Source organism: Emticicia fontis (assembly GCF_054779675.1).
This window is the reverse complement of record NZ_BAAGXU010000006.1, coordinates 36,140-58,198: the sequence shown is the minus strand read 5'-3', so window position 1 is coordinate 58,198 and position 22,059 is coordinate 36,140. Positions and strand designations below refer to the sequence as shown.

Annotated in this window: 15 protein-coding genes; 4 read left to right on the top strand and 11 right to left on the bottom strand. The window is 40.3% G+C overall.

The window, feature by feature from the left end:
• Positions 1 to 54 precede the first annotated feature (54 nt).
• The 11 genes from ACYVFA_RS04640 to ACYVFA_RS04590 form a co-directional block, all read right to left on the bottom strand.
• Positions 55 to 1,170, bottom strand: coding sequence for an alpha/beta hydrolase (locus ACYVFA_RS04640; protein ID WP_460470635.1), 1,116 nt, complete (start codon positions 1,168 to 1,170; stop codon positions 55 to 57).
• A gap of 24 nt (positions 1,171 to 1,194) precedes the next feature.
• Positions 1,195 to 2,136 (bottom strand): prolyl oligopeptidase family serine peptidase, encoded by a 942-nt coding sequence (locus ACYVFA_RS04635; RefSeq protein WP_460470634.1) that lies wholly within the window; start codon positions 2,134 to 2,136, stop codon positions 1,195 to 1,197.
• A gap of 89 nt (positions 2,137 to 2,225) precedes the next feature.
• The gene (locus ACYVFA_RS04630; protein ID WP_460470633.1) at positions 2,226 to 3,332 is read right to left on the bottom strand and encodes a uroporphyrinogen decarboxylase/cobalamine-independent methonine synthase family protein; all 1,107 of its coding nucleotides are present in this window, start codon (positions 3,330 to 3,332) and stop codon (positions 2,226 to 2,228) included.
• A 30-nt stretch (positions 3,333 to 3,362) separates the two neighbouring features.
• Positions 3,363 to 5,165, bottom strand: a complete 1,803-nt coding sequence (locus ACYVFA_RS04625; RefSeq protein WP_460470766.1) for a feruloyl-CoA synthase — start codon at positions 5,163 to 5,165, stop codon at positions 3,363 to 3,365.
• On the bottom strand, positions 5,165 to 5,959 hold the full coding sequence (locus tag ACYVFA_RS04620) for a crotonase/enoyl-CoA hydratase family protein (protein WP_460470632.1): 795 nt from the start codon (positions 5,957 to 5,959) through the stop codon (positions 5,165 to 5,167). The genes ACYVFA_RS04625 and ACYVFA_RS04620 overlap by 1 nt, the downstream gene beginning before the upstream one ends.
• A 107-nt stretch (positions 5,960 to 6,066) precedes the next feature.
• Complete coding sequence (locus tag ACYVFA_RS04615; RefSeq protein WP_460470631.1) at positions 6,067 to 6,972, bottom strand: helix-turn-helix domain-containing protein; 906 nt, start codon at positions 6,970 to 6,972, stop codon at positions 6,067 to 6,069.
• Between the two features lie 222 nt (positions 6,973 to 7,194).
• Positions 7,195 to 9,657 carry a hypothetical protein gene (locus tag ACYVFA_RS04610; protein WP_460470630.1) on the bottom strand — a complete coding sequence of 821 codons (2,463 nt, stop codon included), beginning with the start codon at positions 9,655 to 9,657 and terminating at the stop codon, positions 7,195 to 7,197.
• Between the two features lie 34 nt (positions 9,658 to 9,691).
• Complete coding sequence (locus tag ACYVFA_RS04605) at positions 9,692 to 11,404, bottom strand: RagB/SusD family nutrient uptake outer membrane protein (RefSeq protein ID WP_460470629.1); 1,713 nt, start codon at positions 11,402 to 11,404, stop codon at positions 9,692 to 9,694.
• Positions 11,405 to 11,420: 16 nt separating this feature from the next.
• Positions 11,421 to 14,783 (bottom strand): TonB-dependent receptor, encoded by a 3,363-nt coding sequence (locus ACYVFA_RS04600; protein WP_460470628.1) that lies wholly within the window; start codon positions 14,781 to 14,783, stop codon positions 11,421 to 11,423.
• Between the two features lie 239 nt (positions 14,784 to 15,022).
• The gene (locus ACYVFA_RS04595) at positions 15,023 to 16,111 is read right to left on the bottom strand and encodes a FecR family protein (protein ID WP_460470627.1); all 1,089 of its coding nucleotides are present in this window, start codon (positions 16,109 to 16,111) and stop codon (positions 15,023 to 15,025) included.
• A gap of 66 nt (positions 16,112 to 16,177) precedes the next feature.
• The gene (locus ACYVFA_RS04590; RefSeq protein WP_460470626.1) at positions 16,178 to 16,774 is read right to left on the bottom strand and encodes an RNA polymerase sigma factor; all 597 of its coding nucleotides are present in this window, start codon (positions 16,772 to 16,774) and stop codon (positions 16,178 to 16,180) included.
• Between the two features lie 426 nt (positions 16,775 to 17,200).
• Here ACYVFA_RS04590 and ACYVFA_RS04585 point away from each other — a divergent pair, with 426 nt between their 5' ends.
• From ACYVFA_RS04585 to ACYVFA_RS04570, 4 genes are all read left to right on the top strand, one after another.
• Positions 17,201 to 18,106, top strand: coding sequence for an OmpA/MotB family protein (locus tag ACYVFA_RS04585; RefSeq protein ID WP_460470625.1), 906 nt, complete (start codon positions 17,201 to 17,203; stop codon positions 18,104 to 18,106).
• A 161-nt stretch (positions 18,107 to 18,267) separates the two neighbouring features.
• Positions 18,268 to 19,707 (top strand): serine hydrolase, encoded by a 1,440-nt coding sequence (locus ACYVFA_RS04580; RefSeq protein ID WP_460470624.1) that lies wholly within the window; start codon positions 18,268 to 18,270, stop codon positions 19,705 to 19,707.
• Positions 19,708 to 19,844: 137 nt separating this feature from the next.
• Positions 19,845 to 20,549: a DUF4386 domain-containing protein gene (locus tag ACYVFA_RS04575; protein ID WP_460470623.1), complete on the top strand. Its 705-nt coding sequence runs from the start codon at positions 19,845 to 19,847 to the stop codon at positions 20,547 to 20,549.
• 467 nt (positions 20,550 to 21,016) lie between these two features.
• Positions 21,017 to 22,057, top strand: coding sequence for a DUF4097 family beta strand repeat-containing protein (locus ACYVFA_RS04570; protein WP_460470622.1), 1,041 nt, complete (start codon positions 21,017 to 21,019; stop codon positions 22,055 to 22,057).
• Positions 22,058 to 22,059: the final 2 nt, after the last annotated feature.

The following is a 22,059-nucleotide window of genomic DNA, read 5'->3' as shown; positions in this document are numbered from 1 at the left end:
TAAAATCCGATATTCTCAAAAAACTTCGTGCTACTCCGTGGTAAGAATAATCACCTACTCCATAAAACCAGCTTTAGGCTTTACTCCGGTTTTTGTCCAGTTTCTTAACTCATCAAAGGCTAGGGCTATTTGTTGGGGGGAAAAGACACAATGTCCCTGCCCATTCGTATACTTCACTGTGAAATAGGGGTCTTTACCTTTTTGATGAACCATGTTTTCAAAATTGACCACCCCATAAGTAGGCGGTATCAACTGGTCGTAAATGGTATGCATCAACAATACAGGTTTATTGATATTTCCCGAACGATCGTATTTACTAAAAATCACGTCAGGATTGACTGTTGCTGGCAGACGCTCGGCTTTCTGGTTAACCAGAAGATTATCGGGGAAACCCGAATAAACGGTATTGGTATTATCAAATGGGTTTCCTCCTGCTTTCTGGGCAATGTCTCTCAGTACATTTTCATTGAAGAATAGTGAGAAAGGCAAATCGTCTAATTTTAAATCGAAACGTTTGGCAAAGGCTAATGCTAAAACAGAATCTTTTGCCATAATGGCTTTTTTGATTTCCATTGCCTTTGCCATCATTTTTCTTGAATCCTGCGCTTGGTATGGGTTTTTCAAATCAAAAATAGTACTTAAAGAACCAACCACACCCGGAAATAAACCGTTGAAAGTGGCATACATATCAAACTCTTTGCGGCATTGCAGATAGATTCTACTTGAAAGCGGACAAAGCGGTAATGCTCCCTGATAATTGGCATCGAAGTTTTCCATAATAGCCAGAGTGACCCCTCCACCCATCGAGCCTCCTACCATAAAAGTAGAATCTGGCTTGCCGTATTTATAAAAGAAATATTTACGCAAATCTTCTGTATCATCTACTCCCTGCGCCAGAGCTAATCCCTGAAACTGATAATCAGAGGCCGCCACTGCAAAACCTCTGTCTAAGAATGGACTCATCGCTTTAAGAAACTGAGGACTCTGACTCTGTAATGGGCTACCATTAAATTCGTAGCCATGCGCATACATCACCAGTTTCCACTTCCAGTTAGGCGGAAAAAGAATTCTATAACGAGCGCCATTAATATTACCTGAGTCAATTCTGACAATGTTTTGGCCTAAAGCTGAAATGCTTGTAAAAAGAATCAGAAAAATGATATTTTTCATAGTAAACTGAGGTTAAGCGTTCGATTATTTCTTTGCTTTCTTCATTTCCTTTTCAAAAAAGGCTATCATCTGGTTATAGTATTTATCAATCATCACACCCGGCCCGTGTCCGCCTCCTGCCACAATGACCAGTTCGCTTGACACACCCTCTTTTTGAAGTTTTTCGTAGAGTTTTTTGCTCTGGCAATCAGGCACCAAGGGGTCTTTATCTCCATGAAAAATCAGAAATGGAGGATTATCTTTACCGACATAAGAGATAGGGTTTGCTAAGGCAACCTTGGCGGGGTTTTCCTGAATTGCTCCACCAATCAGAGAAGATTCAGGCGATTTAGCGTCGTTGTGTGAAAACGAACTACCGCATTGATCCATAATTAAAAAATCAGTCGGACCAAACCAATCTACAATGGCATTTACACGGCTACTCTGGTCGGTATGCTTGCCCAGACCTCCTTCAATATCAACGCCAAGCCCACCAATGATTTCTGTTTTAATGGCATTGGTTGTACCTGTTAAAGCAGTCAGATGCCCGCCTGACGACCAGCCTGTTACTCCAATAAAAGTATTATCTAAGGAGAATTTTTGCGCATTGGCTTTGACGAAACGAATCGCCGCTTTTATGTCCTGAATCTGTGCAGGAAATTGGGCATCACCACTCGACCGATGATTGACATTGACTACGGCAAAGCCACTCTCCAGCAATTTCTGCCCCAGGCCTTCTTTAAATACCTCTTCTTTCGATGCATTCGAAAACCAGGCACTGCCATAAATAGCAATAATGACAGGATAAGGAGCCTTCCCATTTTTGGGCAAGTGAATATCCAGTTTATGCCCTATCACTTTATCACCCACATAATCAATATCCAACCAATACTTAGATGAAGAAATAGCTGTCTTTTCTGCATCCATTTCTTTCGATTGCGCCCACCCAAACGTAGAAATGAGCATGAGTAGCATGATTTTTTTCATGAGAATTGGTTGGATAATACTGATTATATAAAAATGATAAATTCTTCCCTATACCACAAGCTCCATGCCCTCTGCCCTTATCCCTATGCTCAAGACTCCCCCCAAACCTTAATGGCCGTATTTACTACTAATTCAATCTTGCGCCATTGGTCGTCTTGGGTCATGTCGTTGCCGTGATGAGTAGATGAAAAACCACATTGCGGACTCACGCACATATTTTCTAACGGCATATATTGGGCAGCCTCGTCAATGCGTTTGCATAAATCATCGATGTTTTCTAATTCTTTGTGCTTGGACGAAACAATACCTAAAACTACATTTTTGTTTTTAGGAACAAAACGTAAAGGCGCAAAATCTCCACTGCGTTCATCGTCATACTCCAGAAAATAGGCATTTACATTGATTTCGTTGAAAAGAATTTCAGCTACTGGTTCATAGCCACCTTCGGCAAACCAGGTGCTTCGGTAGTTGCCACGACAAAGGTGTATGCCTATGGTTAAATCTTTGGGGCGACCATCAATGACCGAATTAATCAAAGCCGCATAAGTTCTTGGTAATGCATTCGGGTCTTCTCCTCGTTCGGCAGCGGCGACGCGCATTTTTGGGTCGCATAGATAAGCCAGATTCGTATCATCTAATTGTAGATAGCGTAAACCTGCTTTGTATAAATGGTCGATTTCTTCGCGATAAGCAGTGGCTAAATCATGAAAGAATTCGTCCATATCAGGATAAGAATTAATGTCTATTGATTTTCTGCCACCTCTGAAATGAATCATGGTTGGTGAGGGAATAGTTACTTTCGGCGTTTGTGTAACAATTGATTTCAAATAATTAAAATCATCAACCTGAATATCTTTTACGTGTTTCAATTTACCTGTTACGCTTAATACCGGAGGTTTGAAACCATCTTCTGCTACTTTCGCATTCGGGTTCGCTTCTATTCCTCCTGTTACTGAAACACCCGCTAATTCTTTCAGGAAATCGAGGTGGAAATAATCACGACGAAACTCACCATCAGTGATTGATTTCATGCCTGTTGATTCCAGTTTCTTTACGGTTTCCAGAATAGCATCATCTTCAATGGCTCGTAGTTCTTCGGCAGAAATCTCACCTTTTTTCCACTTTAAGCGATTTTCTTTAACGGCAGGAGTCCGCAATAAACTACCCACATGGTCGGCTCTGAAAGGAGGGTTCATTAGTATAATGTTTTATTGAATGTTGAATATTTACTGATACAATTGTTCTACCAAGTGCGCCCGATGCTTCAGCACAATGCGCTGATTCAACGAGCCCTTATCGGTTATTTCTCCCAGATCAATGGAGGGAGGGTCTAAGGCTATTACAATTTTCTCTACCCGATTGGCACTACCCGTAGCCGATTGATTAAATCTGCTCAGGAATTTACTTAGATAGTCTGATACAATTTCATGCTGAAAAACTTCCCGGTTATGCATTTCAGCTGATAAATCAGCATATTTTCTACAAGCCTCTGCATTCAAAAACAGAATGGCACTCACATATTCTTTATCTAAACCCGCCAATACTACATCCTGCACAATAGGTGAACCGGCTGAAATCAACTTGGCTTTCAGCACGCCTACATTTACCCAGGTTCCTGTTGATAGTTTAAAATCCTCAGCTATTCGCCCATCGAATACCAGACCTTTATCGGGATAATTTTCATCCAAAAACTTCACGGCATCGCCGGTCTTATAATAGCCTTCTTCATCAAATGCTTTTAGGGTAGCTTCCTCATTTCGCCAGTAGCCTTTCATTACATTCGGTGCTTTGTAGCGTGCTTCCAGTTTATCGCCATCAGGGACAATTTTTACGTCCATTCCGGCAACTGGCACACCTAAAAGTCCTGAGAAAGCACCGCCCCAATTAGCAAACATAGCCGATGGACCAGACTCTGTACAGCCTAAGCCAGTAATGATAGGGATGCGCTCACCAATCGTTTCTATGGCCAATTCCTCTAATCGATTCCAGACCGGTTGTGCCAGACTTGCACCTGCATAAAAAAGCATATTCAGGTTTTTGAAGAAATTCTGCCGTAAATCCGGTTCTTTTTCAAGATAAGGAATCAGCATTTCAAAGCCTTTAGGTACATTGAAATAAGCTGTTGGCGCTATTTCTCTTAGGTTTTGAATGGTTGTTTCAATGCCTTGTGGTGTTGGTTTTCCATCATCAATATAGAGTGTGCCTCCATTATAGAGTGCTAATCCGAAATTATGATTCCCACCAAACGTATGATTCCAAGGGAGCCAATCGATAAACACAGGTGGTGTAGCCGACATAAACGGGAAAACCTGTGTAATCTGTTGCAGATTGGTGCACCACATTTGCTGGGTGTTAATTACGCCTTTTGGCAAACCCGTAGAGCCAGAAGTAAAAAGTACTTTGGCTACCGTATCGCTACCTACTTTGGCAAAAGCCTCTTCTACTTCTGGTGTTGGTTTTGTAGCCAGTAAATGGGCAAAATCAATTCCATTGCCGCCATAAACTGTGATAATTTCAGCATTTGGAAATAAGTTTCCAGCTAATTCAAGTGCCTTTTGATATTGCGTGCCATTTTGTGCGAAAATGACTTTGGGCGTCATTAATTCCAGGCAATGCTTTAATTTCCCAAAATCCTGCGAAATCAAAGAATAAGGGGGAGATATGGGCGAATAGGGAATGCCAATATGAATAGCAGCTAATGCCAATAAAGCATGTTCAAGACTATTCTCTGAAAGGATAACAATTGTTTCTTCACTCGTAAAATTCAGGTTCAGCAGGTATTGGGCAATGGATTGTATTTGGCTGAATGTTTCGGCATACGATAAAGTCTGCCATTTTCCTGTTTTATCTCTGCGCGCCAGAAAAGTTTTATCAGGTGTGGTTGCTGCCCAATCAACTAATTTTTGTGTCAGTTTCTCGGGTGTAGATGCTAAGTCTTGTTGCAGACGAAAATGGATAATTCCATCTTCCCGTACCAGTTTATGTGTACGGGTTGGGCCAAAAGCAATATTTTTATAATTTGCCTGCATCATTCGCCTACTTTTTTTGCTCTTCCCTCCAGAAAATCATTCAAACGTTGCTTGGCTTCGGGTGAGCTTTGGGCAATGGCAGCCATCAAGCTTTCGAGCATTAAGCCCTCGGTTTGCGACGAATCTGCTATTCGTGGCAAGACGTGCATCAGGGCATAATTCGTCATTTCGGCATTTTTAGCTATTTTCTGGGCTAATTCTTTGCCTTTGGCTAATCCTTCTCCTGCCGCCACCAGGTATTGTGCTAACCCAATCCGTTCTCCCTCTTCGGCTTTATAAACCCTGCCTGTCATCATCATATCTGTCATGCGGGCTACACCAATCAATTTGGGTAATCTGACTGAGGCACCACCGCCCACAAAAATTCCCCGTTGTCCTTCCGGTAATGCATAGAAGGTACTTGGTTCTGATACCCGGATATGACAAGCAGCCGCTAATTCTAATCCCCCTCCTACTACGGCCCCGTGCAATACAGCAACAACGGGCGCAGTACCAAACTGCACTTTCTCTAAGGCCCGATGCCACATACGGGAATGATGGATACCCTGAACAGCGTTTCGTTCTTTTAATTCTGATAAATCAAGCCCTGCAGAGAAGTGGTCACCGATGCCGTAAATAACTACGCAACGGATGGATGGAGGTAGATTTTCAAATATTTTTTCGATGCCAAGAATCAGTTCGTCATTGAAAGCATTCCGCTTTTCAGGTCGGTTTAAACCTACCATTAAGATTTCGCCTTGAATCTCTACTTGTAATGTTTGGGGCAAAAAAGAATGAAAGATTTCCTTATACACAATATCTATTATTTATACAATTTTATATAGGAATTTTACCATACAAATTTGAATAAATAAGGTGTGTAAATTATAGGCAATAACTCACTGATACTATGCAAAATCAATCAATTTTCTAACTGGCGATATTGGCGGGGAGTAAGATTTGTTTTGGATTTGAAGAAACGGCTGAAATCGCTGGGATCGAACCTACCGAGTTTAAAAGCGATTTCACCAATGCTCATCGACGTTTGTTTCAATAGTACTTTGGCTTCCAGAATACGCATATCTTCCAATAGCTCGTGCGCTGATTTGCCGATAGTAGCTTTTACACACTTATGCAGATGATTGGGAGAAATAGCCAGGTATTCAGAAAACTCCTGTACCGATTTTTTCTCATAGATAAATTCTGAAAGGGCATTTTTGTAACGCTGGGTAATAAATGTAGCCGCATTTTTGGTATTCTGAGAGGCAGGCTGCGCCAGATGCTTTATTTCCAAAAAAAGAGACATCAGGTATATAGGAATCATTTCAAACCTTTTATTGTCGCCTGCCTGATATTCCTTCTCAAGGATTTCCAGAATTCTGACAATACGTTCAGACTCCTGTACATAAATCAGGGGTTCGTCTGTAAATTGAAAAAATGGCAAATCTCTATCAATATCAATCTTAATAAATGATTGATTGAAAATATCTGGCGAAAAATGGCAATAAAACCCTTCGGCATCTGCATCCGCTTTTTCTATTGAAGTAATGACATTGGAAGGTAAACAGAAGAAATTATTGGATTTTATCTCATATAAGGAAAGACCTTTGCTTCTGATGACCGAGCCCTTGGTAATGAACACAAAGAAATAAACCGAACGGCGATGCGGCTGCATAGGAATACGTAAGTGGTCTTTGTAGGTTTCTACCCGCGCAATATGAAACTTATCATAAAAACCCGATATGGTAGGCTTCCAGTCGGCGAAGATATAATCATCGAACTCTGAAGGGTCTAGTAAAGGAATTTTTGATGTGTTTCGTTTTTCCATGGTATGCAAAAATAGAAAACTATTTAAACAGAAAAATTAAAAATGTAAAACCGAGAAATGTAAAAGGGAAAAAGCAAAAAATCCCCGAAAAACTTTTCGGGGATTTAAAACAAAACTATTTATTAAACAACAATTCTAAATGCTTACAGAGGGTTTTGATGAATGAATAAATGGTTATCAGCTTATATAATTACTCATTCACTAAATCACACAATCACTAAATTACTTATACGTCAACCAAGTAGTAGCCTGGCAATCTTTGTCTGTTGCGAAACGAATCCAACGCGCCTGGAATGAATCTGAGAATGTGTGCTCAAATGTTTCATTAGGCTTAACCGTTACTTCTTTATACAACATCCAAGGACCATGACCAATAGGTTCCACTTCAATTCTGAATGTGACAGGCTGGTTTGATTTGTGAGAGATTTTTAAGCTCTTTTTGTCATAAAATCCAATCAGATATGGGTCTGATGCGGTATTAGCTGTTACTTGTGTATCTTTCCACGGGCCGCCTTGTCCCACTGGTTTGCCTAGTTTCCAAAGATCATCAATGGTTCCTGCCCATATTTTGGCTTTGCCGTCTGCTGAGGTAATGATATGTTCGCTGGCAGCGGTCTGGTTATTTAAGCCTGTCATAATTAATAATCCACGATAAGAAGCATAATCATGAATAGCCAATGCGTGTGAGGCTACCGGTCTGATTTTGGCATAGCCGTCTGCGTTTTCAGCAGGCAATTCATAGAAAGTACCGTGGGCATTCATTAAATCACGCTCGGTAGCTACTTCTCTACAAATTCTTAACGAAGCGCTATTGGTCTTAGCTGTCAGGGCATCGTTACCTTTTGGTAATCTCCATCTTCTTCCGGCATCGTCTGTGATTAAAACAGAAGCCTCATCAATGGTCAGGATATTGCTTGGAACAGCAAATTTCTCACGAACAAACTGAGCCGTTTGAGCATCGTCTTTCTTCACCAGATTCATTAAACTATCTAATTCATAATAGCCTGTTTCGGTGAATTTGCCATTAGAGAAATCTTCTGCCAACACTCCCATTTTACGGCGGTTATTACCTAAGCCATACAAAAGTCCGCCTTTATAGTTATTGCTATTGGCAGGAGTTAAGCCCGTAAACATTTTATCCATCGCAGCTACATAACGGCTATCATCTGTATAGTTGAAGTTAACAGTGGCAGTAGTTGCTTTATCCGTTTTTACACGAATCCACTCTCCTACTTCCGTAGCCGCAAAAGTAATTGAGGCTGATTGACCTGCTTTTACTGATACTGAGCGTAACAATTTCCAAGAGTTTGTACCATTTACATCTACTTCAATACTAAACGTTACATCTTCATTGCCGGCATTGTTTATCCATGCCATGCGTTTTTTCCAGCCTGCAAAAAGGAAAGGTTCTGACGCAGTGTTGGCTGCAACTTTCTCATTCAACCAGACTGCGCCTTGCGCTGTGTTTGGCCCTAATAAATCAGGTGTATTGATTGAAGTAAACCATAAGTTAGAGTTTGATTGCCCCGGACCTTCAATGTTTCCTTTGGCTCCACGCTTGTTCAAAAACTCTTTTTGTGCCGAATCATCACAACCCAATACCAACATATTCTGCCAGCGGCTATAATCACCGATTACTTTCAGATAAGCCGAACGTGGACGGATACCTGCTGTATTTTTAGAAGTAAAGGTTTTAGGGAAACGCCAGAACATACCGTGCATAGTCATCAGATAATCTGGTTTTTCAGCCGTACCAATGTCTCTGATACGTGGCCATTCGGTATTGAAGCCATGGGCACCATCGTAGCTATGGCTGGCTTTTGGCAGGCGGAAGAATGTCCATTTGCCACCATCACGCACACTTACAAAAATCGATTTATGGTCCCAACCTGTCGACCAGATAGGGTCTGTTTCAGGATTAGCGTTTCCATAGATACCACCCGGGCCTGTTACTTCTACAAACTGATTGCGGCGCACATTTTTCCAGTCTTTACCATTCCATTCAGCCAACAGCCCTGACTCAATATCAAACTGTTTCATAGCCAATTGGCTGGCTTCACCGTTATTTGAATACACCATTACGCCTTGCCCAGAATACACCCCTTTGCCATGCGCACCTACCAATAGTTGTGCTTCCTGTGCCATTTCACCTTTTTTGCGGTCAACGTTGCCATCTTTATAAAGCATCTTAGGTTCAAGGGTATGTACATCTACTTCGTAGAAACCCTCTTCCATCGTTGCATAATAAATCTTGTTAGCAGGGTCAAATAAATGGCGGGCATTGCCTGTATGGCGGCCCGGCATTTTTGTATAAGGAATGGTACGCACATTGCCTGTGCTTGAGATAGCATACGGCCCGATAAACAACTGATTTGATTCTTTATGAATCATGCGGTTTTCGGGCGTACCACCGATACTCTCCGGACGAACGACACGGTCAAGATTATTGCTGATTTCATAGAGTTTATCAGATGAACCAAACGGGAAATGTTGCCCATAAGAAATCACCCAGAGTTTACCTGCCCAGGGTACTACAGCACCTGTACCACATTCACCTTCGTTGTTGTAGTATGCCATGTGTGGATAGATACCGCTTATCTGTCGGTAAGAAGTTTTGATTTGTGCCTTTAAGGTTTGGCATACCAATAGCAGAGCAACTGCTAGAATCGCTTTAAAATTTTTCATTAGTAATAAAATTTTGGTAATTGAAGAGGGTTAATTAATAACCCTCGTTTTGTTTCATATTCGGATTAATCTGAATTTCAGCAGTCGGAATCGGCCATAGGTACTGACGGTCGTTCCACGAGGTAGGAACCAGATTTTTGATAAGACCGGTAGCAGCCATAGCACTAAAATCAGGGATACCATCTTCATCAATAGTAGGTGTTCCGGCAAAGAACCATAAGCCTTTATCTACTACTTTGGCTTTCAAGTCAACCGGGTCAAGCATGCCATAAATCGGGCGGTTTAGTACTTTTCCGGCAATTCTCCAGCGTACAATATCCATATATCTCAAGCCTTCCATGGCCAACTCCATTCTTCTTTCCATGCGCAATATCTTGCGCAATTCTGTCTGGTTTCTCTCAGTAACAGCCGGATAAAGTGTCGTAGCAGTTGTGGCTACTTTATAGGCTCTGGCTCTTACGCTATTGATGGCATCCAACACCGAATCATCAATCTGGTTCTGTTCAATCTTCGCTTCGGCATACATCAAAAGAATATCAGCATAGCGGATAATTATCTGCTCAGGCTCAATTAAACGACCATTAGCCAACCATGAATCATCTATGCCTTTTTTCCATACTAGGCCGTTGAAAGAAGCAAACTGGGCATTGACACGGTTATCGTTATTGGTAACCAATGAATTGCTGCTTAAACGTAATACCTGTACCGCATTTGGGTGTGGGTCATAAATAAAACCTAAATGTGCCTGACCAAACTCTACGATAGAAGCCGTGCAACGCGGGTCACGGTTTTTGAAAGGATTGCGAGGGTCATATAAAGGAGATTTATCAATCGTTTTACCGTCAGTACATAAGTAAGCGCAGAACAAATCCCAGGTTGGATTGGTAGCCGCAAAGCCACCTGAGTTTCTGGTAATTTTATCAGAAGTAGGCCCTAAGGTAACTTTTTGCTCTAAAGAACGCGGAATAGAGAAAATAACTTCTTTTGAGTTCTTGGTGCTTTGCAAGAATAAATTAGCATAATCAGGGTGCAGGCTATACTGATTCAAATCCATACAGGCTTTTGCTGCGGTGGCTGCGGTAGCATAGTCTTTCTGATATAAAGCAAAGCGGGCTTTCAGTGCCATTGCCACGCCTTTAGTTACTCGTTTTACGGCCGATGTGGCATAAGATGCCGGTAAGTTAGCGATGGCAAAGTCAAAATCTTCATAGATTTTTGTAGTGACCGTTTTCTTGTCTGTTCTGCCTACTTTATAGGCATCTTCAATACTTACTACGCCATCAGAATACACCACATCACCAAATCTATCTACCAGCTTGGCATATTGCGCCGCACGATGGAAACGTGCTTCACCCAGATACACATCCAGTTTTGCCTGACTTACTTTTGCTTTGGTTTCAGTACTATTTAAGGCAACAATCGCACGATTGGCGCGGGCAATGGCTTTATAACCATTACGCCAGGTAGTTGTTGAAAAATCCCACTGACTGGTTACTGTTCCCGATTTAATCGGGGTCAGGGTCTGGCGATAAAAACCATCGTCTGAGATATAATTGACACTTGTATTGTCTTCATCCCATTGCCACCAGTCCAGGCGATAGAGGTCATTTAGTGCCAATTGGATTTCTGTTTCATTAGAATACCATTTTTCGGCCGATGGCTGTGCCAAAGGATATAAATCGAGAGAATTCTGGCAGGAAGCTAATAACAATAAGCTCAACACTGCACTATATATTTTTACTTTCATTTTGTTGTCGTTTGTTTTAGAAACCAATAGTAAATCCACCAATGTAAGTTGATACGATACCTAAGCCTTCTGGATCCCAGCCTTTTGGATATTTGTTGATTGAAAAAATATCGCTTCCGGTTACGTAAAAACGGATATTATTTGACAGGATTCTTTTGGTAAGATCCTTTGGCAAAGTATAACCCAATGTCACATTTTTCAAGCGGAAATAGCCCCCATTAAACAACCAGAAATCTGATAAACCACGATTCAATGATTTGTTGGTTTCGGTCAATCGTGGATATTTAGCATTCAGGTTTTGTTCGGCTGTATTATTCATACTAAAGGTATTACCATCGAGATAGACAGGGAAAGCGCCGAAGTTTTCAGCATTATAATCGGTATAAGGCAATAATGAACTACGTTGATAACCAATACCCTGAACCGAAATGCCCAGATCAAAACCGCTGTAATCTAATCTGAAATTACCGCCATATATCCATTGTGGTTGAGAATTACCTAAAAGCACGCGGTCATATTCAGGTGAGATTTTTCCATCAGGTATACCATTCGGGCCACTGATGTCTTTATATTTCAAATCGCCTACTTTTACATTGCTACTCAGTTTCGGCGAATTATTTACGTCTTCCTGTGTCTGGTAAATACCCTGTGCTACGTAACCATACCACTCATCAAACTGGCTGCCTTTTTTCCTGATTTTATCACCAATGAATTCGGTTCCACCTAAATCACCCATGGTTGATTTGAATTGTGAAAGATTGAAAGAGGCTGAATATCTGAGTTTGCCAACGGTGCTTGTCCAGCCTAAATCAAGGTCAATGCCCTTGGTGGTCATCATACCTGTATTCTGGTTTGGATTATCGAAGCCTACAAATATGGGTATCTGCAAGGCTAGCAACATATCTTTAGTTTCTTTACGATAAACATCAGCAGTAAAACGAAGTTTGTTTTTCAGGAAATAGGCATCTAAACCCAGATCAACAGAGGATGTTTTTTCCCACGAAATATCTTTAATAGCATATTGTACCTGTGCCGCTGTTTGTTGCGAAACCACCACATTGTTCTGGTAAAACAGAGCATTGTAGAAATTCATGATACCCACCGATGGATAATTACCGATACGCTCATTACCCAATGAACCCCATGAAGCACGGAGTTTTAAGAAAGAAACCAGGTTTTGTTTTTTGAAGAACTCTTCTTCACTCACTACCCAACCTGCCGAAACAGAAGGGAATGTACCCCAACGATAAGCCGAATTAAAACGAGAAGAACCGTCGCGGCGAACATTGGCCTGAATCAGGTATTTTCCCTGAAAATCATAGGTTGCCCGTGCAAAATAGGAACGGTAAGCCGTTTCAAAAGCCGTTCCGAAATTATCTCTGTAAGCCGCCGGGCCCTGATCTAAGTAGGGATAAGTATCAAATAAATACTGGTCACGCGAGGCACCCATTGATTCGCTTTTGTAATAATAATTTTCATACCCTACTAAGGCGGTCAAATCATGCTTGCCAAAGGTTTTCATATAATTAGCCAGAAATTGCGTAGTCAGGCTATAATTATTGGTGCGGTTTTCATCCAGACGAGTAGTTAATCCTCCGCCAATTAGAGAAGTGATATATTGATTAGGATTATCCGAGGCATAGACATCTACTTTTTTGTTGAATTTTTTCTGGCTTACAAAATCAAAAATAGGCGCCAGAATACCTGAGATTTTTAAGCCTTCAATGGGTTTTAAATCCAGTGCGATACGTCCCCCTACCTGATTATAAGTATAAGCATCGGTGCCGCCGTATTTTACTTTGGCATATACATTTTCTCCGGCTTTACCATCAGCAATTCTTCCATCAGCCCAAAGAGCAGGATAAATCGGTGCAGCAATTCTGGAACGGTACAGTGGGTCAGTTGCCGTAGGGTCAACGGTATTGGTTCTTTTGAAATTAAAGTCAACGGTTCCGCCTACGATTTTATTAATCGTGAAATCGTTGTTGGAACGCACAAAAACACGACCGTAGTTTTTGTTATCGTAGAAACCCCCGATTTTTTCATAACGAACCGAAGCATTCGATTTGACGAATTTAGAACCACCTACCACACTCACACTATGTGCTTCGCGTTGCGCCATGTTTTTCAATGTCATATCCATCCAGCGGGTATCCGGGTATTTATCAGGATTGGTTGCGTGTTTCTGTGCATAATCTGTCAATAAATCCTGGCTGAATGCCGGAAACTTGTTTGTGCCATTGCCGGCATCATTCCAGCGTAATTCGTTTTGCAATTCCATGTAGCGTACGGCGCCCATATAATCAGGCAATTGCGTAGGGGTATCAAAACCTCTTTCGTAGCTATAGCTGAAAGATGCCTGATCGGTTTTGGCTCTTTTGGTAGTTATCAGAATAACCCCTGCTGCCGCACGAGAACCATAGATAGAAGCCGAAGCAGCATCTTTCAGTACTGATAAATTATCAATATCATTCGGGTTTACCTGATTTACATCACTTACAGGCACACCATCAACAATCACTAAAGGGTTAGAGTCGCCAATGGTAGTAATCCCTCTGATTTGAATCGTTGCACTTCCCATTGAGCCCAGAGAAGCATTACGATTGACCATAACTCCTGACATAGCTCCCTGCAAAGCCTGTGAAACCTGTGTTTCTTTGCGTTCTTTAAAAACATCTGAGTTGATAGACGATACCGCGCCCGTTAAATCTTTCTTTTTCTGTACGCCATAACCTACCACCACTACCTCTTCCAATGCTCTGGTATCTGTTTGTAGGGTTACATTTAAAACACTCTGATTTTCTACTACTAATTCCTGTGCCTGATAGCCTACAAAACTGAAAACCAGAATGGCTTTGGTATCAGGAATCGAAATACTATATTCTCCATTTACCCCTGTTATGGTTCCGCGTGTGGTGCCTTTTACGGTTACACTTACCCCCGGCAAGCCCTCTCCCTTTTCATCACTTACGGTACCTTTTATATTTATATCGGCTGTATTGATTTCGTTGGGAGGGTAAGCAATTGTATTGGGCAAGGTTTCGGGCAAGGCTAAGGTGAGCAACCTTGACAGGATAATCTGGTTATTTACTACTTTATATTTGATTTTGAGCGGAGTCAACAATTTATCTAATACCTGCGAAAGCGATTGATTGACAATGCTCAATGATACTTTTTGCGGTATAGCTAATAATTTAGATCGGTATGTAAATTTTACATCGGCCTGCTTTTCTATAATTGAGATAGCGTCTTCAAAGTTGCGGTTCTCAATCTGAACACTCACCTTTCGGTTGAGCAATTCCTGCGCTTCAGCATCTTTTGCCAACGAAATACCCGTAAAAATCATCGCAATGCAACATTGTAGGAGCGATAGTTTCATAAGGTACAGTAGTTTTTTTTTGATTTGTTGTCTTTTTTTCATTTAATTTACTAAGTTTTTGTTAGATAAGGAGCAAAAACAATCCCTCCCACCCAGAATTCTGGGTGCAGTTCTTCGAAAACTTTGAGGAGGAAACAGAGCCGATAACGCCGGAATCGTTATCGGTTTTTCTTATTTAAGGGAGTCAGATATGTTTTTTAATCATAAGTATGAATAATGTATAGGTGTTTGGGTTGAACTTAATTACATCCGTTACTTGTGATAACTACCTGCGCGTCTATCAGCTTATAAGTGGCATCCAACGCCGCACAGATAATATCCAGTTTTTCAAAGAGTGTTTCATTAGTCAGCGAGGTTGTCAGGCGGCAATTCAACATTACTTCTTTATCGTAGATAATCTCTACCCCATAAGCTTTTTCAAGGGCTGAGAAAATCTCGTCGATAGGTGCATTTTTAAAGGCAAAGCCCTGTAATTGCTGATTATTTAATAGTATCGTGGGTTTGGCTACCAGCGTACGTGTCAAGTGCTCGTTCTCTTTACTATAAATTACTTGCTGATTAGGCGTTAGTACTACGCCTTTTGTTTCAGGGTCAGCATTTGCATTAGATTGCTGGGCATAAACCGATACCTTACCAGTTTTTACATCAACCGACACTTGTTTATCCTGCTCATAGGCTTTTATAGAAAAGCTGGTACCTAATACTTTGGTAACTAATCCGTTGGCGTAGACCACAAAAGGAATCTTGGCATTTTTCTTTACATCAAAAAAAGCTTCGCCAGATAGATATACCTCTCTCAACTCACCACTGAAAGATTCATTATAACTCAATCGACTATTGGGTTGTAGTTTTACCTGACTACCGTCAGGCATATTAACAGGCATTACGCTCTTAGATGTGTTCACTACTTCTTTAATAGGTTTCTGACTACTGGTGGTTAGTTCTGTATAAACACTGGTAGGTTTTACCCAAATATTTTTATTAAGCCAGAAAATCACACCGAGTATCAGAATAATAGAGGCAGCTGCTGCCCAATATCTCCATGAGACCTGACGACCTGTGCGAGGTGTTTGTCCTTGTGCAAGATTCTCTTCAATATCTGTCCAGATAACGGGTATTTCAGTGGTTGGGGCTTCTTGTTTACTGGCAATAGCTAATTGCTGAATCGCTAATCGGGCTGTGTGGATTCGTTTAGCTTGGGAAGGCGTATTGGTAATCAATGCCTGAAAGAATTGTTCCGACTCTTCCGTAGGGTATTTTACCCAACGAATAAAATCTTCATCGGTGATAAACTCTTCAAGCGTGTATGTTTCGTAATTCTTAGTCATAGGTTTTTATTTCTATACCCTAAATCAGGAATAGTTGGTTTTGTACTCATGAAAATTGAATTATTTTTAATTTTTTTTGAAACTTATCAAGAAGGCAAGTATCAGTAGCAAAAATGGGGTAAAATACTGGCGCAATTCGGTAATAGCCCGATGAAGTAGATTACGGACAGACTGGTTATTAATCTGCATCATTTCGGCAATTTCTTCAAAACTGAAATCGTGATAATACCGAAGCTGAATAATTTCCTGCTGGCGCTTGGGTAGCTGTTGAATAGCCCGTTTCAATTGAATAATCTGCTCGCTGTATTGCTCGGTGCTAATGAGTTCATCTTCTACAGATAATACGCCTATGATATTCTCAAATAAATCCTGTGTATCAATAGAAGTATGGTTGTGTTTTTCAATATTGCGGAGGATACGGTTGCGGAGAGATACGTAGAGATAGAAACGGATGGAGTCAGTATCGGTCAGGTTTTCGCGGGTATGCCATAGGTGCAGGAAGAGATCCTGGATACTATCACGAATTAACTGGCGGTCGTTAGTTACCCGATAACCATAGCTAAGCAAGTCTTCAATGAAAAGGTTATAGATTTTTGCAAAGGCATCTCTGTCTCCTCTCTTAAACGCCTGCCATAGAGCTATATCTTTGCTATCACTATTCAATTGATGACTCTGATTTTTGTAGCAAAATTATGATTAATTATTAAAAGAAAACATTATCTCAAAAAAATACCATTTTGGAGATGAATTAATGATTTTATAAACAAACAGACTAAGCCTCTAATCTACGTTTATTGCTATAATTTAAATAGTTTTTATGGATTGGGGATTTTTTTCCACTAAAAATTCTACACTATACCAGCTTTCATCTAAGGCTTTATATTACCTATTTTTATTGATAAAACCCTGCCTATATAATATACAAATCCTGATTTATTACTTATTTACAATCTTATAAAGGCTATTTGACGGATTCTATGGCATACTTTTTTTGCCTTATAACACATAAAACGGGCATTGAGGAAAAATATAAACGCAATATTCCTACCGGCCGAAACTTATGTCATACTAAATAAAACACACAATCTCATGAAAGTTTTTGTTAAACCTCTGGTAATCTTTTTTGCAGTTACTTCACTGGCTTCCTGCGTCGCAAAAAAGAAGTATGTAGCACTTCAAACTGAACACGAACGTGTACAAGCCAACTTAGTGAAATGCGGCGATGAAGTACAAGATTACAAAGACCGCCTGGCCAAATTACAAACGAGTTCTGATGCACAAATCTCAACTGCACAAAATACGATTCAACAACGTGACCAACAGTTGAATGATATGAAAGACCAGTTGAACGACTTAAGAAAAGTACGTGACCGCCAGTTAGAACAAGTGGGTGATTTAACAGTGCTATCTAAAGCCGCCAATAGCAATATTGATAATACCTTGACGCAAATGGCGCAAAAAGACCAGTACATCAATCGTCTGCACGCCGCAAGAACTAAAGCTGACTCAATGAATCTGGCTTTAGCATTTAATCTGACCCGCGTGTTGAAAGATGGTATTGATGACAAAGATATTGAAGTAAAAGTTGACAAAACTGTAGTAATGATTAACATTTCAGATAAAATGTTATTCAGCAGTGGTAGCTTTAAAATTTCTTCAAGAGCTAACGAGGTGTTAGGCAAAATTGCACAGATTATCCAGTCAAGACCAGAACTTGAAGTAATGGTTGAAGGTTATACTGATAACGTTTCTATTAAAAACGAATGTATATCTGATAACTGGGATTTGAGTGTAAAACGTGCCACTTCGGTAGTTCGTACGCTACAAAGTCAGTTTAAGGTAGATCCTAATAAACTGATTGCAGCCGGACGTGGAGAATTTAACGCGTTAACAAGTAATGATACAGCCGAAGGACGTACTGCTAATCGTCGTACCCGTATCATCTTAATGCCAAAATTGAATCAATTCTATGATTTGTTAAGTGCTAATAAATAATCAGAATAGATTTAATATACGAGACAGAGCTGCTTTGGTAGCTCTGTTTTTTTGTGTTTATAAAAATCTATAGCAGACTATTTGTTATATTTATCTAACCATTTCGGCGAACCTGACGGTCCGACGTGCGGAAATTCAAGCCACAAATCAAACTAAACTGTATGAAAAAGTATTTGATTCTCGTTCTACAACTTGTATTCAGTATTACAACAATCCGTGCCCAATCTAAAGCCCAAAAGCTGGAAGAAGTCATGAAGGCTTATCATCAGTTCAATATGTTTGATGGAAGCGTATTGGTAGCAGAAAACGGAAAAGTAATTTATAAAGGTGCTTTCGGCATGGCTAATCGCGAATGGGATATTCCGAATACGGTTGATACTAAGTTTATGATCGGTTCGGTATCAAAGCCTTTGACGGCTATTCTCATGCTGATACAGGTACAAAAGGGACTGGTCAATCTTAATAAAACTATTGCTGATTACTTGCCTGAATATTCGAAGAAAAATGGTAGCCGGATTACCATTCGCCAGTTATTGAGCCATACTTCTGGTATCCCTAATTATGATATTATTAAAGATTTTTTCCCAAGAATCAGTCGTCAGAATTATACGCGAGAAGACTATATCAAGCTATACATGGACTCAACGCTTGTTTTTGAGCCCGGTAGTAGTTATTACTATAGCAGTTGGGGTTATTATACTTTAGGCTATATTATGGAAAAGGTTACGGGCAAAAGCTATGCGCAGTTGATGAAAGAAGATATTTTTGATAAGCTGCAAATGAATAGTTCGGGTTCTTATTACCATACCCAGATTATACCCAAAAGAGCAACCGGCTATGATTATATCATTGGTGGTTATACCAGTTCTGATTTCAGAGATCAATCGAATACGATGGGAACAGGAGATATTTATTCAACCGTTGAAGACCTCTTTAAGCTGCATCTAGGTATCAGTAATAATACCTTGCTTAACCAGCAATTGACTGACGAGATGTTTAAACCTGGTATTCGTCCCTGGCGATATGGCTTTGGCTGGTTTAATCAACAATTCAGATACACGCCTAAAGATAGTGTTTTTGCTAATTATCATTTAGGCATGACCGAAGGCTTTCTCTCCTTTCTGATTCGTATTCCTTCTACCAATAGTCTGGTGGTATTTTTATGTAATAGTTCACCTACTCATTTCTTTGGTATCACTCAAAGCCTGATGCGGGTATTGTATAATAAGCCTGTGCAATTGAAACAACCTGCGCACAAAGCTATGGAAACAGTGATTGCCACCAAAAGCACAGCAGAGGCTGTGAAAGCCTATCAGGTTTATAAAAAAGATACGGCCAATTATTATATAGACTGGCTGGCGATGGATCAGCTCGGTAATCAACTATTTGCTGATAAACGCTACAATGATGCGCTTCTGATTTTTGAGAACAATGCAAAAGAATTCCCTCAGCGGGATTTAGTGCTAATCAGCCTTGCTAAAACTTACGCAATATTGAAACGCAAAGAAGAAGCGATTGAATACTATAAAAAAGCAGTAGCTGCCAATCCGAACAATGAAGAGCCTAAGAATAGGTTGAAGGAATTGGAGGGGAAGAAATAATGATATACATACTTGTGGCGCGAACCGGGCGACATTTTAATTATTTCCCGATTTGGACATTTGTCCAGTATTATCCTTTGATAGCCTGCCAATTTTGCCTCATCAAAATGATTCAAAATTTAAAAAACACAGGCATCATGGAAAATTTTACTAATACAAAAACCATTGGCAGACTACTCATTGCAGGTGGAATCTCGTTATTTATTCCTTATACCATCTTAGGTATTATCTTCGATTATCCGGCTATTCTGCGCGAGGATACAGGTCTTATACTTACCAGATTTCATGAAGGCGGCTCAACCCTTATCTGGGTATGGTTTACTTTCGCCATTATCGGCTTACCGTTTTTACCCGCCTATGTCATGCTGGGGCAAAAGCTTGAAAAACAATTTTCTTTTGTTCGTTGGGCTACAACCATTGGTGTGGTTGGGTTAATTGTACAAATGGTAGGCTTATTACGCTGGACCTTCGTAGTACCCCTTTTAGCTGACCATTATGTGCATGGCAACGAAGCCATAAAAGAAACCAGCAAGATCGTATTTCAAGTCATTCACCAATACGGAGGTGTTATTTTAGGCGAACATTTAGGGCAATTATTTACAATTATCTGGACGGTAATGATGACTACGGCTTTTGCTAAATTGAAATTATTCCCTCAATGGATTATCTGGTTAGGTTATATTTCGTCGGGTATTTATCTGATGGCACAAGCAGAGATATTTGCGACGGTAATGCCCGATTTTCCGGTATGGAGTTTAGCAGGCTTTATAGGTAGTACTTTGTGGTTGATTTGGTTGATTACTGTTGGTTTTTTGATGCAGAGAAAGGAAATTAATTGGTAAAGCAGAATCTCATCCTTACTCTTACATGCATAGGATAGCGCAACAGTATGATTATACCCAAAAACTGTCTAAATATTTTGAAAGCACAAGCATAAGTCAGAAATTTAGGAAAACGCCTAGTTGGGAACGCCTAGTTGGGGACGCCTAGTCTTGAATAACAACTATTGCCATGCAAGAAAAGAAAGGGATGCTTAGTAAAAGAAAATCAATACAGGTAGCAAAGTTTCAGCCACTAAAATGGAAACCGAAAAGGTAGACGCTACGGTGTATACCTTTTTGAATGAGGGCAGCAAATGAATCAATTTTATCATTCTCTCTTTCCTGGCCTATAGAAAAGTGGGAGAAACTTTACTTTAACAAATGAGGGTATGACAAAAAATAATTGTCTTATTTATGCAACGCGAAAAAGTTTTTCTGCATCTTATTACCAAAGCATCAAAATTATTGATTTAAACTGTACTTAATTTATGAAAAAGCTACTCTCATTATTAATCATTGGATTATCAACCGTTACTATTTCTTTTGCTCAGGACAAGGAGACCCCTTACCTGGTAAAAACTTACCAATCTTCTGAAGTTCAGAATCTGAACGTGCGTACTTCTGGTGGTAGTATCTCTGTTATGGGTCAGCAGGGCAACGAAACCCGTGTAGAAGTATACATTAAACCTAATAACTGGAATGGTGGCTCAATCAGCAAATCTGAAATTGAAGAGCGTCTGCAAGAATATGAACTAAGTATCAAAAAAGAAGGTGGCACCATTTATTGTTTAGCGAAAAGAAAACGTGAAGGTAGCTGGACTGACTGGAAAAAATCTTTGAATATTGCTTTCAGAATCTATTCTCCTGAAAAAGTTTCTACTGACCTGGAAACCAGTGGTGGTGGTATCACGATGAAAAACCTGACTGGAAATCTAGAATTTACGACCAGTGGTGGCGGTTTAAAACTGACTAATTTAGGTGGAAACGTAAGAGGAAGAACCTCAGGCGGTGGAATTGACATTGTTGGCTGTCGTGATATGATTGATGTAACAACCAGTGGAGGTGGCATTGATGCAGACAATTGTAAAGGTAAAATCAGATTAAGCACTTCGGGTGGTGGTTTACGCTTGAAACGCCTTGATGGTACAATCAGCGCAACTACCAGTGGTGGTGGTGTAAGAGCAGAAGAAATTTCTGGAGAATTGATTACCTCAACTTCGGGTGGTTCTATTCACTTAAACGATATCAGAGCAAGTGTAAAGGCCTCAACCAGTGGTGGTGGTATTGATGCGGATATTAAATCATTCGGCAAATACCTTTCTCTTTCAACCAGTGCAGGAAGCATCAATGTAAGAATGCCAATGGATAAAGGTTTAGACCTTGATTTAGATGGTAACCGTGTGCGTGTACCAGAAATCAAAAACTTCAGCGGTAGAATAGAAAAAGACCGTGTGAAAGGTTCAGTAAATGGCGGTGGTATTCCGGTAACGATGGATGCTAATTCTGGTAGTGTGAATATTAATGAATAATA

Bases quoted from the DNA above. Each gene is read 5' to 3' on its own strand.
- ACYVFA_RS04640 (WP_460470635.1), bottom strand. From the start codon at position 1,170: ATGAAAAATATCATTTTTCTGATTCTTTTTACAAGCATTTCAGCTTTA.
- ACYVFA_RS04635 (WP_460470634.1), bottom strand. From the start codon at position 2,136: ATGAAAAAAATCATGCTACTCATGCTCATTTCTACGTTTGGGTGGGCG.
- ACYVFA_RS04630 (WP_460470633.1), bottom strand. From the start codon at position 3,332: ATGAACCCTCCTTTCAGAGCCGACCATGTGGGTAGTTTATTGCGGACT.
- ACYVFA_RS04625 (WP_460470766.1), bottom strand. From the start codon at position 5,165: ATGCAGGCAAATTATAAAAATATTGCTTTTGGCCCAACCCGTACACAT.
- ACYVFA_RS04615 (WP_460470631.1), bottom strand. From the start codon at position 6,972: ATGGAAAAACGAAACACATCAAAAATTCCTTTACTAGACCCTTCAGAG.
- ACYVFA_RS04610 (WP_460470630.1), bottom strand. From the start codon at position 9,657: ATGAAAAATTTTAAAGCGATTCTAGCAGTTGCTCTGCTATTGGTATGC.
- ACYVFA_RS04605 (WP_460470629.1), bottom strand. From the start codon at position 11,404: ATGAAAGTAAAAATATATAGTGCAGTGTTGAGCTTATTGTTATTAGCT.
- ACYVFA_RS04600 (WP_460470628.1), bottom strand. From the start codon at position 14,783: ATGAAACTATCGCTCCTACAATGTTGCATTGCGATGATTTTTACGGGT.
- ACYVFA_RS04595 (WP_460470627.1), bottom strand. From the start codon at position 16,111: ATGACTAAGAATTACGAAACATACACGCTTGAAGAGTTTATCACCGAT.
- ACYVFA_RS04585 (WP_460470625.1), top strand. From the start codon at position 17,201: ATGAAAGTTTTTGTTAAACCTCTGGTAATCTTTTTTGCAGTTACTTCA.
- ACYVFA_RS04580 (WP_460470624.1), top strand. From the start codon at position 18,268: ATGAAAAAGTATTTGATTCTCGTTCTACAACTTGTATTCAGTATTACA.
- ACYVFA_RS04575 (WP_460470623.1), top strand. From the start codon at position 19,845: ATGGAAAATTTTACTAATACAAAAACCATTGGCAGACTACTCATTGCA.
- ACYVFA_RS04570 (WP_460470622.1), top strand. From the start codon at position 21,017: ATGAAAAAGCTACTCTCATTATTAATCATTGGATTATCAACCGTTACT.